This window comes from Acidiferrobacter sp., from assembly GCF_054609335.1.
Window position 1 is genome coordinate 1 of sequence record NZ_JBTRWP010000032.1, and the last position, 11,531, is coordinate 11,531.

Annotated in this window: 13 protein-coding genes; 4 read left to right on the forward strand and 9 right to left on the reverse strand. The window is 63.9% G+C overall.

Annotated features, from left to right (window positions below; all coding sequences use genetic code 11):
• Positions 1 to 976, reverse strand: a 976-nt coding sequence (locus ACYCTF_RS09550) for an IS256 family transposase (RefSeq protein ID WP_461284812.1), incomplete at its 3' end; no start/stop codon positions are given.
• Positions 977 to 1,229: 253 nt separating this feature from the next.
• Between ACYCTF_RS09550 and ACYCTF_RS09555 the strand changes: the two genes are divergently transcribed.
• The 3 genes from ACYCTF_RS09555 (at position 1,230) to ACYCTF_RS09565 (ending at position 3,900) form a co-directional block, all read left to right on the forward strand.
• Complete coding sequence (locus tag ACYCTF_RS09555; protein ID WP_461283989.1) at positions 1,230 to 1,967, forward strand: hypothetical protein; 738 nt, start codon at positions 1,230 to 1,232, stop codon at positions 1,965 to 1,967.
• 101 nt (positions 1,968 to 2,068) lie between these two features.
• Positions 2,069 to 2,701 (forward strand): IS607 family transposase, encoded by a 633-nt coding sequence (locus ACYCTF_RS09560; protein ID WP_461283988.1) that lies wholly within the window; start codon positions 2,069 to 2,071, stop codon positions 2,699 to 2,701.
• Positions 2,698 to 3,900 (forward strand): RNA-guided endonuclease InsQ/TnpB family protein, encoded by a 1,203-nt coding sequence (locus tag ACYCTF_RS09565; RefSeq protein ID WP_461283987.1) that lies wholly within the window; start codon positions 2,698 to 2,700, stop codon positions 3,898 to 3,900. Before ACYCTF_RS09560 ends, ACYCTF_RS09565 begins: the two co-directional genes overlap by 4 nt.
• 25 nt (positions 3,901 to 3,925) lie before the next feature.
• Here the strand turns inward: ACYCTF_RS09565 and ACYCTF_RS09570 are convergent, their stop codons facing one another.
• From ACYCTF_RS09570 to orn, 5 genes are all read right to left on the reverse strand, one after another.
• Positions 3,926 to 5,455, reverse strand: coding sequence for an APC family permease (locus ACYCTF_RS09570; RefSeq protein WP_461284807.1), 1,530 nt, complete (start codon positions 5,453 to 5,455; stop codon positions 3,926 to 3,928).
• Positions 5,456 to 5,868: 413 nt separating this feature from the next.
• On the reverse strand, positions 5,869 to 7,191 hold the full coding sequence (locus ACYCTF_RS09575; RefSeq protein WP_461284808.1) for an N-acetylmuramoyl-L-alanine amidase: 1,323 nt from the start codon (positions 7,189 to 7,191) through the stop codon (positions 5,869 to 5,871).
• Positions 7,188 to 7,637 carry a tRNA (adenosine(37)-N6)-threonylcarbamoyltransferase complex ATPase subunit type 1 TsaE gene (gene tsaE, locus ACYCTF_RS09580; RefSeq protein ID WP_461283984.1) on the reverse strand — a complete coding sequence of 150 codons (450 nt, stop codon included), beginning with the start codon at positions 7,635 to 7,637 and terminating at the stop codon, positions 7,188 to 7,190. Before tsaE ends, ACYCTF_RS09575 begins: the two co-directional genes overlap by 4 nt.
• Positions 7,634 to 9,037 carry an NAD(P)H-hydrate dehydratase gene (locus tag ACYCTF_RS09585; protein ID WP_461283983.1) on the reverse strand — a complete coding sequence of 468 codons (1,404 nt, stop codon included), beginning with the start codon at positions 9,035 to 9,037 and terminating at the stop codon, positions 7,634 to 7,636. Before ACYCTF_RS09585 ends, tsaE begins: the two co-directional genes overlap by 4 nt.
• Positions 9,024 to 9,581 (reverse strand): oligoribonuclease, encoded by a 558-nt coding sequence (gene orn / locus ACYCTF_RS09590; protein WP_461283982.1) that lies wholly within the window; start codon positions 9,579 to 9,581, stop codon positions 9,024 to 9,026. Before orn ends, ACYCTF_RS09585 begins: the two co-directional genes overlap by 14 nt.
• Before the next feature lie 273 nt (positions 9,582 to 9,854).
• Here orn and ACYCTF_RS09595 point away from each other — a divergent pair, with 273 nt between their 5' ends.
• On the forward strand, positions 9,855 to 10,187 hold the full coding sequence (locus tag ACYCTF_RS09595; RefSeq protein ID WP_461283981.1) for a 4a-hydroxytetrahydrobiopterin dehydratase: 333 nt from the start codon (positions 9,855 to 9,857) through the stop codon (positions 10,185 to 10,187).
• 10 nt (positions 10,188 to 10,197) lie between these two features.
• Here the strand turns inward: ACYCTF_RS09595 and recR are convergent, their stop codons facing one another.
• From recR to ACYCTF_RS09610, 3 genes are all read right to left on the reverse strand, one after another.
• Entirely contained in the window at positions 10,198 to 10,794 is a 597-nt protein-coding gene (recR, locus tag ACYCTF_RS09600; RefSeq protein WP_461283990.1) for a recombination mediator RecR, read from the reverse strand.
• Positions 10,795 to 10,799: 5 nt separating this feature from the next.
• Entirely contained in the window at positions 10,800 to 11,120 is a 321-nt protein-coding gene (locus ACYCTF_RS09605; protein WP_461283980.1) for a YbaB/EbfC family nucleoid-associated protein, read from the reverse strand.
• Positions 11,117 to 11,531 (reverse strand): DNA polymerase III subunit gamma/tau C-terminal domain-containing protein (locus tag ACYCTF_RS09610; protein WP_461284809.1); only part of this gene is annotated, 415 nt, incomplete at its 5' end. The genes ACYCTF_RS09610 and ACYCTF_RS09605, both read right to left, overlap by 4 nt.

An 11,531-nucleotide genomic window follows, 5' to 3' on the forward strand; every position in this document is an offset into this window, starting at 1 on the left:
GCATGTTCGTGCTCTTCAGGTGCTTGTGGTGGGCCCGGGGGAGACGGTAAAAGGTCAGCGTCTCGCCGATATGGTCCTCGACCCAGTTCGTGAGCTTGGGATATTTCGCAGACCACTTGGTAAGCCACGCCGCCAGGTCTCGTTGGGCTTCCGTGAGATCCCGTCGGTCATACAGCCAGCGCAGCTCCTGCAGGCAGTCGTCGTCGGCCTTGCGGGGCAGGTAATCCAGCGCGTTTCTTAAGAAGTGGACGTAACATCTTTGCCAGGCGGCCTCCGTCAGCACCTCGGTGATCGCTTTCCTTAAGCCCGCATGATCGTCGGAGACCACGAACTCGACCCCATGCAGGCCCCGGTCCTTCAAGCGTACGAGGAAGTCTTTCCAGGACGACTGACTCTCGCGACTCGCCCTATCCACCGCGAGCACTTCCCGCCGGCCGCCCTGGTGGATCCCGATCGCGATTAAGACCGCCTGGGAGCGGATGACGCCCCCTTCCCGGACCTTCTCATAGCGGGCATCGAGAATAAGATAAGGGTAGGGTTCGTCGAGACGGCGCTCGGCAAAGGCCGTGAGGGCCTCATCGAGCCCCTTGTTGATGGTGCTGATGCTGGAGGCCGAGAAGCTGTGCCCGCAGAGCTCCTCGGTGATGGCCTTGACCTTGCGGGTCGACACCCCTTGGACATACATCTCCGCGAGGGCCGCCACGAACGCCTTCTCCGAGCGCTGGTAGCGCTCAAAGAGGGCGGTCTGGAATTGCCCATTGCGGTCCCGGGGTACCCGGAGCTCCAGCTTCCCAATCCGGGTCACAAGACCCCGTTCATAGTGGCCGGCCCGGTAGCCCTGACGCCCGTCCTGACGTTGGTGGGGGCCGGCCCCCAAGAGTTCTGTCATCTCGGCCTCCAGGACCTCCTGGAGCGCCTCTTTCATCAACGCCTTCATGAGATCTCGGTCTTCCGCCACGAGGGCTTTGAGGTCCATCGGGTTGGCGCTATGCTTTCTTACGGTCATGGTGTGAATCCTCCTACAGAACACAGGGTTGATCTTCACAATCTCCCTCATACCATGACCGCTTCCGCAGTCCAAGAATTTGCACATAAGTCCGTACACTAGCTGTGCAAAAACAAGCGAAAATCCCTATGACATCAACGAACGGGGTCTCCGGCGATTGATTTGGTCAAGGCCGTTCCCTTGTGTTATAAATGCGTCTCATTCTCATTGTTGGGACAGAACCATGATGCGCTGCTCGCCCCTGCGGTGCCTCGCCATCCTGCTGGCCGTCTTCGTCGCTTCGTTCACCGCCCACGCGGATTGCGAGCCCGCGCACATCGCCCGGGCGCTTGGCATTGAGGAGGCCTGGATCGAAAACGCCGCCTCTTTCAGCCTCCAGGGCCGCAATACGCTTGCCGCCGGGGCCGACCTCGCCCTGGATCGACATATCGGCATGGAGATCGATCTGCCAGCGTGGGACATAGCCTCTCATGCCCTATCGCCCGCTGTCGGCGCGGGCGTGAAGGTCGTCCTCCACGGCCCCTGCCAGCCCCAGACTTCGGCCACGTATGTGACAGCCGAACTCGAAGGCCAGTACAACACGCGGGCGCGCCCCGCGCCACCGGGGCAAGGCGACGTGATCACAGGCCAGCTTGAATGGGCGGTCGTACGCCCCGCCGGCTTCTTTCAAGGTGAGCTCGGCCACAACGTGGCCTTGGGGGCAGGTGGCCTGCCGGGCTGGTTCCTCAACGCAAGCCTTGGGCGGCGTTTCGGCCTCCTGACCCTCCAGTGGGAATTCGAGATCGACAACACCCTGCCGAAGGGCCCCTACGGCACAATCGAAGGGAGCGTATGGCCGCAACTTGCGCTCCACCTCACCCCTTCCTGGCTCCTGGCCCTGGGCGAGGAACGGACCTTTACGCGCGTCCCGGCCACGCCCCGCTACTCCACCTGGCTGCTCCTCGAGCGTGAATTCGATTGAAGGCGCATCCCGTGCCTGCTCAGGCCTGCGCCGAGATCGAGGGGGCTCGAACTCTTCGATAAATAGTTGTTCGAACTTGCGCGCTCATAGACAATTGGAGCATGCCCAAGAGGCTCGTCCCGATCCACGAAGCCGCCGAAGTGCTCGGCGTGTCGGCGCAGACCTTACGTCGATGGGGGCGCGAAGGACGGCTTTTGCCTGACGCCCGCACGGCGGGCGGGCGTCGTCGCTACGACCTTGCGCGGCTCAAGCCGGAGATGTTTCGCGCCCAAGCCGACGCAGCACGCAAGACCGTGGCGTATGCGCGTGTGTGCAGCCACGACCAGAAGGACGATCTGGAGAGGCAGAAGCAGGTCTTGGAGATTTACTGCGCCAGGCAGGGTTGGACGTTTGAGGTCATCGCCGATCTCGGCTCGGGCATGAACTACCATAAGAAAGGGCTCAAGCGCCTGCTGGACGCCATCATGGGCGGCGAGGTCGGGCGCTTGGTCATCACGCACAAAGACCGCCTGCTGCGCTTCGGCGCGGAACTCGTGTTCGCGATTTGCGGAGCCAAGGGCGTGGAAGTCGTCGTCCTCAACCAAGGCGAGGATTCGACGTTCGAAGAGGATCTGGCGAAGGACGTTTTGGAGATCATCACCGTGTTTTCGGCACGGCTGTATGGAAGTCGCTCGCGCAAGAACCAGAAGCTCATCGACGCCGTGCGCGGCGTCGTGGAAGGCGCGGCACCATGATCCTCGCCCACAAGATCGCGCTCGATCCGAACAACGCGCAGGCGACGAACTGTGCTCGTGCGTGCGGCGTTGCGCGTTTCGCGTTCAACGGGGCGCTGGCCGAGTGGAAGAGGCAATACGAAGCGGCCAAGGCCGATTCTGCGCTGCCAAAGCCTGCGCAGATGTTGCTTCGTCGCCAGTTGAACGCCATCAAGCGTGAGCCGTTCCCGTGGATGCTCGAAGCCACGAAGAACGCGCCGCAAATGGCGATCATCCAGTTGGGTGAAGCGTTCAACAATTTTTTCAAGAAACGCGCCCGCTACCCGACGTTCCGACGCAAGGGCGTTCACGACCGCTTCACCCTGACCAACGACCCGTTCAGCGTCGAAGGCTCCCGCATTCGCATCCCGGCTCTTGGCTGGGTGCGCATGCGCGAGACGTTGCGCTTTTCTGGCAAGATCACCTCGGCGACCGTCTCCCGTGTCGCCGATCGCTGGTTCGTCTCCATTGCTGTCGACACCCAGGACACTTCGCATCTGGCCCAAGCCGAAAACCAAGGCGCGGTCGGTGTGGATCTGGGCGTCAAGGCGCTGGCGACACTCTCAACGGGAGAAGGGGTTCACGGCCCCAAGGCACTCGCCATGCTGCTGGCCCGGCTTCGCCGCACATCCCGTTCCTTGAGCCGCAAGGTCAAGGGATCATCCAATCGCCACCAGGCGAAGGCGAAGCTGGCAAAGCTGCACGCGCGCATTGCCTGCGTGCGGCAAGACGGACTGCACAAGCTCAGCGCCGATCTCACGCGCCGGTTCTCGACCATCGTGCTCGAAGACCTGAACGTGCGCGGCATGGTGCGAAACCGCCATTTGGCGCGAGCTATCTCCGACATGGGCTTTGCGGAGCTTCGCCGCCAGGTCGAGTACAAGGCTGCGATGCGCGGCGGCGAAGTCATCCTCGTGGATCGCTTCTACCCCAGCAGCAAGACGTGCTCGGGCTGCGGGCATGTGCTGGACGTGCTGCCGCTGTCGGTGCGCGAATGGACGTGCCCGGCCTGTGGCGCAGCGCACGACCGCGACCACGACGCCGCTGTGAATCTCAAGAATCTGGCCGCAAGTTCTGCGGTTTCAGCCTGTGGAGAGGAAGGCTCTGGCGCGCGCCGCAAGGCTCGCGTGAAACCGGCTTCGACGAAGCAGGAAGTCAGCTTCGATCATGTTTACGCATGATCGAGCAAGTCTGACGGAACGGTGCCTATCCCCGTTTGACAGCAAGCGCGCTATGCGAGCGGCCGTAAGCCAAGTAGATGACCATGCCGATCACAAACCACACGACAAACCGTATCCAGGTGACAAGCGGCAGATTCAGCATCAGATAGAGGCAAAAGGCCATGCCCAGCAGCGGGACCCAAGGGCTCCCCGGGGCCCGAAACGGCCGCGGAAGGTCAGGCTTTGTGTAGCGCAGCACCAACACGCCCGCGCACACGATGGCGAAGGCCGAGAGCGTGCCGATGTTCACAAGCTCCGCCACGTAGGCGATGGGCGTAAGGCCGGCGATGAGCGCCATGAACACGCCGCAGATCAAGATCACGCGCACCGGGGTCTGTGTGCGCGCATGGACGGCGGCGAAGACCGGCGGCAGTAAGCCATCGCGCGCCATGGCAAGAAAGATGCGCGTCAGTCCGTAGAAGAGCACAAGCATGACGCTCGTGAGCCCGACGATGGCGCCGACGCCGATCAAAAGCGCCACGAAGGGGTGGCCGAGATTCAGCATCGATTGCGCGACCGGCGAGGGGCTATTGAGCGTGAAATAAGGGACGATACTCGTCAAAAGCCCCGAGACCACGATATAGATGATGGTACAGACGGCGAGCGAGACGATGATGCCGATCGGCAGGGAGCGGCGCGGATTGCGGGTCTCCTCGGCGGCGGTGGAGACGGCATCGAATCCGATGTAGGCAAAGAAGATCAGCGCCGCCCCGTGCATCACGCCAGGCCAGCCAAACGGCATAAACGGGTGCCAATTGCCGGGCGTCACATGAAACGCTGCCACCGCGATGAAAAGGCCGATCACCGCAAGCTTCACGAGGACCATGAGGCCGTTCAGGGCCGCACTCTGCCGGACGCCCGCGACCAGCACCAGGCTTAATGCCAGAATAATCAGCGCCGCCGGGACATTGACGAAGCCCCCCGTTGCCGCCTGCTTCGCGATCGCCGCCGGGACCCGATGATGAACGAGCGCAAGCCCCCATGCCGCGATCGCGTAGATATTGACCTTGGTGAACGCCAAAGGCAGATGCAAACCCACCGCCGTAAGCGCGTTCTTCACATAGCCGGACCAGCCGATCGCGACCGCCGATGTCGCCACGCCATACTCCAAGACCAGATCCCATCCGACGATCCACGCGATGATCTCACCCAAACCCGCGTAGGCGTAGCCATAAGCGCTTCCGCTCCCCCCGACGGCCGCGGCGAGTTCTGCATACGAGAGCGCGGTAAACGCACAGGCAAGACCCGAGACAAGAAAGGACAGCACGATCGCGGGCCCGGCATCCAAAGCCGCGGCAACACCGGTTAGAACGAAGATCCCCGCCCCTATGATGCCGCCGATCCCCAGAAATATGAGATCCATGGTGGTCAGACAACGGCGCAAACCGGTATCGGCGTGCGGCTCCCCGATGGTCTTGGTCCGAAACCAAGTGTCGAGTCCCCCCACGGCTAAACCCGGAGGGCTCTGGTACTGGCGGCGGTCGTCGCCGCTCTCGCCACCATCACACTGCCCCATCCGGAATCATCCCCAGCCTCTGCACCTTTTATGGAAGCGCCACGGCTGTTTATCCAAAGACGCGGCCACCGGGTGCGACAACTACGCCCTTCCTGGCGCGGCCGCGGGAAGGATCGGCCGACGACTCCTCGGCCCCGGCAAGGCGCGCTGCGCTGCGCGTCCACCACGGCTTGCGCATACCCTGGGTCTGGCATCTCTTCCCTCTCCCGAAACTCACTACCGGTTTCTGAACCCAGCTGCCGCATAATCTCCTGAGCGTCTGCCATCCGCGCCATCGACCAAAAACGTCTCAACGATACATCGGATAGCCCAGCCTCGAATTGACCGGCCGACACCACACCGCGATCGACTGGTACCGGGCCTTCCCTTCCCGCACAGGGACATCATACAACACGGTCCTAAAATCCCCCTACCTAGCCCGAGGGGATGCGCAGCGAGGTACCCGCCTGCAGCTCCCCGCGCAGACCATTGGCGGCGCGCAAGGCCGCGATTGACACATGGAAGCGCTGAGCGATACCAGAAAGCGTCTCCCCGGCACGCACCACATAGAGGCGCGGGCCCGGACTCATACCGAGGCGCGCGCGCAGGCGCGGCGCATCGCGCATAATGCCCTCCCATACGGCGTGGGCGAGTCGCTCATCGTAGACGGGACTATCAAGGTCGAGCGCCTCGCGCGGGTTCGAGATAAAGGCGGTCTCGATCAATATCGACGGGATGGTCGGCGACAACAACACCATGAAATTCGCCTTCTCCACATGATCGACATGCAGTGGACCCACGGCACCCAGCGCCTGCAACACATCGCGTGCAAGATCGTAGCTCGCGCGGCGCGTGCCGTTTTGGGTCATATTGAGCAGAATGTTGTGCAAGAAACCACCGCCGGCCCCAAAATGGAGGGCCCCCATCTGATCCGCCGCATTTTCACTGTGGGCAAGCCACCGCGCCTCGCGGCTCACGCCGTGCTGCGACAAGATGAAGACCTCCGCGCCGCGGACGTTCATCCCCTCGGGCTCTGGAAGGGCATTGGCATGGATCGAGATGAAGGCCGCCGCGTGATGCGCCTGCGCCAATGCTACGCGTTCACGCAGAGGGACATAGTAATTGCCGCGGCGCGTCAGGAAGGCGTGGAAGCCCGGGGTGGCGTCAATGAGCGACCCCAGATCCCGCGCGATATGCAGCACGACATTCTTCTCGCAAATACCGTCGATGCCACAGGCACCCCGATCGATCCCCCCATGCCCAGGATCCACGGCGATCACGATATCGGGGGGCGCAGTCGGCGGCGCGATCCGCGGCTCACCGGCGGCTGGCAACGCCACGGCCTGCGGCCGCCCCTTCGTTTTGGGCAATGACAACACGCCTGAGCCACCCAGCGAGACCGTGAGCCCGCCCGGCAAGGCGCTGACCTCGTAGGGGACTTTGCGGGCAAGATCGAACACAATCCGCACCATCCCGTTGCGATGCCTGAAGGCACGGATGTCTTTCAAGGGCCCCGTATGTTCGGGCCACATTGCGCTGGGCCTCGGGAGCGCGACACCATGCAGGTCGACTACGACCCGCGCTGGATGAATCAGGGAAAACGATCGCCAGACCACATGCCGGCTATTCAGGAGGCGTACGATGAGCGCATGCGGACCGACGCGCACCAGGGGCCGGCCGATACGTGTCGCGGCCTGGGCAAGTGCGGCCCAGAAGAACAATCCCGCCACTACCATCGTCAAAAATCGCTGCTTCACGGCCTTAGGCTGTCTACCACCTCGTCCCCCCGTGGCGATATTCCGCGCAGATGGGCTCGTCGCCCATCATCGGCGAGCGCAAGCGAAACGTCAACATCCGGCCGCCAAAGACCCTCGGCACGCTCGGGCCATTCCACGAGCATGAGCGTGCGCGCATCTCGATAATCCCACCAACCGAGCCCCTCCAACTCAGCCGGCGCGCGCAGCCGGTAGAGATCGGCGTGCACGACCCGCAGGGCCCCCAGTTCGTACTCTTCGATCAAGGTATACGTGGGGCTCTTGATGGGGCCCGCCGCCCCCAGGGCCGTGAGGATGGCGCCGGCCAGCGTGGTCTTGCCACAGCCCAGGTCCCCGCGCAAGGCCACTTGATCTCCTGCGCGCAAGACCCGCGCGAGCGCACCGCCAAGGCGCCCCGTAGCCTCGAGGTCGGGCAAGGACACGATCATGCCCACACCCCTAAGGCCTCGCGCAGGCGCGCGGCGACATCGGAGGCCAAGAGCCCCCGCGCCGGACCGGATCCGTTCGCAAGGTCGCCCGCGCGGGCATGCGCGAACACCCCGAGGCGCGCGGCCGCAAGCCCGGACAGACCCTGCGCCATGAGCCCCGCAATGGCGCCTGCCAGGACGTCGCCCATACCGGCGGTCGCCATCCCGGCGTTGCCGAAAGGACAGAGCCAGGTGGCGTCGCCACCGGCCACCAGAGTCCCCGCCCCCTTCAGGACCGCCACCCCGCCGTAGCGATGTTGTAACTGGGCGACCGCCGCCGGCCGGTCCGCCGCGACATCGTCGCGGGTCACCCCAAGGAGGCGTGCCGCCTCGCCTTCATGGGGCGTGAGCACCCAGTCGGGTCGCGACTCGGGTTCCTGAGCCAACCAATAGAGGGCGTCACCATCGACCACCATGGGCAGGCCCAGGGCGCGAACCCGCGACCAGAGCGCCGACCCCCAGTCCCCGCGACCGAGTCCCGAGCCCACCAAGAGCACATGCGCGCGCCCCCACGGCAAGCCCGGGGCCTCGGCGGCGAAGGTTATGCACTCGGGAAACGCGCCCCCTAAGACCGCGGCATACATCTCGTACACCGCGGCGATCACAAGGCCCGCACCGACGCGATAGGCTCCGGTCGCGGCCAAGCGCACGGCCCCCGGCATGCCCAAACCCCCGCCTGCGATCAGGAGGGTCCCGGCGTCGCCCTTATGCATATGCCGAGGACGCGGGTTCACAAGCGCACCCAGATCGGCATCGCCCGGCACCAAGGCGCACAAATGCCGCGCCGGATAGGGCACGCCGATGTCGGCCGTCATTGTCTCGCCACAGAACTCCCGACCCGCACCCGTTAAGGCCCCGATCTTCGCGCCCGCGCAAAAAACGGTGTAGTGCGCGCGCAAGACGCCATCGGCCACGCCTCCGGTCCCCAGATCCAGCCCCGTGGGCCCGTCCAAGGCCCAGACCGGGCGGCCGCTTGCCATCGCCCGCGCGGCCAAATCGCGCACCGATGCGCGCAGAGGACCGTGCAGACCGGTGCCGATCAGGCCATCGACCAGGACATCGTGCCCACGCAGGTCCTCCGCATCGGGCGCATCCTCGGGACGCACTATAGTGACGTGCACCCCGGTCCGCCGATAACGCTCCGCGAGCGCTTGCGCCTGGCGCCCGTTGCCGCCGGCGCCTACCAAGATGGCAAGCCGTCCCAGGCGGGGAAACGTACGCGTCATAAAACGCAGGGTCGCGACTGCCACACGTTCATCGATGATCGCGGGTGTGGCGCCCGCAGCCTTGATCTCTGCGTCCCAAAGATCTCGGGCCGCAGGCCTGTAGACCGGATAGGACGAGAGCTTAGGCGCCACCATGGGAGGGAAAGAGATGCTGGCGGTAATAGCGCAGTTCGGCGATCGATTCGAGAATATCGTCCAAGGCACGATGCGTGTTCTGCTTCACGAAGCCTGCGCACAGATCCGGACGCCAGCGGCGCACGAGCTCCTTCACGCTGCTCACGTCCAGATTCCGGTAGTGCACATAGGATTCGAGCGTTGGCATGAGGCGCGCCAGAAAACGCCGGTCCTGACAGATACTGTTGCCACACAAGGGGGAGCGGTTCTTAGGTACGAGCGGTTCTAGAAAGGCCAGCGTCTGACGCTCGGCCTCTGCCACATCCAGCGTAGTTGCGCGGATCCGTTCGACGAGCCCGGAGTGGCCATGCGTGCGCCGGTTCCAGTCATCCATCCCGCTCAAGATCGATTCCGGTTGATGGATGGCGAGCACTGGGCCCTCGCCGATGATATTCAGATCGCTATCGGTCACGACCGTAGCGATTTCGATGATGGCATCGGTGTCGGGACGCAGCCCGGTCATCTCCAGATCGATCCAGACGAGTGCGTTCGGGTCTTGCGCCATGCCATTGTCTCCGATTTCTGCCAAAATAACCTAAAGGTGGTGCCACTTGCGCACACCCGGCACTCTAACATAAGCCATCCGGCCCGTCCTCGCGCACCTCGCATCCGCCTTGGGCTGATCGCGTCCCATGCCACGAGCGTGTATCGTCTCGTATGACCGATACGGCAGGCGAGACCAGAGCGCGGCACGCCCGCCGTCCGCCGGAGGCGCGCCACAGATCGCGTTGGCGTCGCGCCAGTCTGCCTGATACCCACTGCCGCGCAAGGAGTTGCGATGACCCAGTTACGGACAAAATCCTGTCGTCCCTGCGAAGGGGGCGTGGCGCCCATGAACCTCGCGCTCGCGCGCGACCTCATGGGACAGATCCCCAAATGGAAGCTCGAGGAATCGGAACCAGCGCTGTTTCGTACCTTTCACTTCAAGAACTTCTACGAGACGATGGCCTTCGTGAACGCCATCGCCTACGTGGCCGGCCGCGAAGATCACCACCCCGACCTGCGCGTGAGCTATAAGGAGTGCGTGGTGCGTTATCAGACGCACGCCATCAGCGGGCTGAGCGAGAACGACTTTATCTGCGCCGCGAAGATCGACGCCTTAGAGCTCTAGAGCAAGGCTCTCAAGCTTCGCGCCGACCCGAGAAGGCACGCGCCAGCGTACCGCGGTCGATGTATTCGAGCTCGCCGCCGATGGGCACGCCACAGGCGATGCGCGTGGCCAACAGATTCCGCCTACGCGCCAATTCACCGATATAGTGGGCCGTGGCCTCACCCTCCACGGTCGCGTTGGTGGCAAGTATGACCTCGCGCACCGTTCCGCCGTCGAGCAAGGTCTCGAGCTTGGGCAGGCCGAGCTCGTCTGGGCCAATGCCGTCCAGGGGCGACAGCCGCCCCATCAATACGAAATACGTGCCGCTAAAGGCCCCCGACTGTTCCAGGGACACAAGGTCCGCGGGCGACTCGACCACGCACAAAAGCCCCGTGTCGCGCCGTGCAGATCGGCAGATCGCGCAGGTCTCGGTTTCACTGAAGTTGTTGCACCGCTGACAATGGCCGATGCGCTCCACGGCGTGCAGAAGGGCATGGGCAATATTGCGCGCCGCATCGCGGTCGCGTCCCAGGAGATGGAACGCCATGCGCTGCGCCGACTTGGCCCCGACGCCTGGCAGACGCTTGAGTGCGCGCTTTAGATCCTCCAGCGCCTTCGTGTCTTCGATCAAGGTTAAAACGGGAGGTTCAGGCCGGGGATATTGAGACCGGCTGTCAGTCCAGAGAGCCGCTCCTGACTCATCTGTTCGGCCTTGCGCACGGCATCATTCACCGCCGCGGCGACGAGATCCTCCACGACCTCGCGATCTTCCTTCAGCAAGGACTCATCCAGGCGCACCTTGCGCACGTCATTGCGGCAGGTCATCGTCACCTTGACGAGACCGCCGCCTGCCTGCCCTTCCACCTCGAGCGTGGCGAGCTCGGCCTGGGCCTTGCGCAGATTCTCCTGCATCGCCTGCGCCTGCTTCATGAGCTGCCCGATACCACCCTTCATGCCTTTTGCTCCTCTGGTTTGTCGCCACGCGGGCGCACCGAGTTCTCGTTGACGCGCGCGTTGAATGTGCGCTTCAAGGCCTCCACCCCGGGGTCGTCGGCCAGCGCCTCGCGCGCCCGACGCTGCGCGGTATCGATGGCCTCCTGGCGCAATTGGGCCGGAGTACCAGTCACCGAACCCACCACGACATCCACCGCCACGGGCCCCTTATAATAGGCGCAAAGCGCCTTCTTTAACATATCGACGCGCTCCGGATTCAGGAGTTTGCCGGCCTCCGAATCCACGGTCACCACAAGACCATCGCCCTTTTTCCCAAGCACGGCATTCATGACGATATGCTTCATGAGTCCGGTAAGCCCCAGACTCTCCAGCACGGATTCGGGCCCTGCCACCTCCGGCACCTCCGCCGGC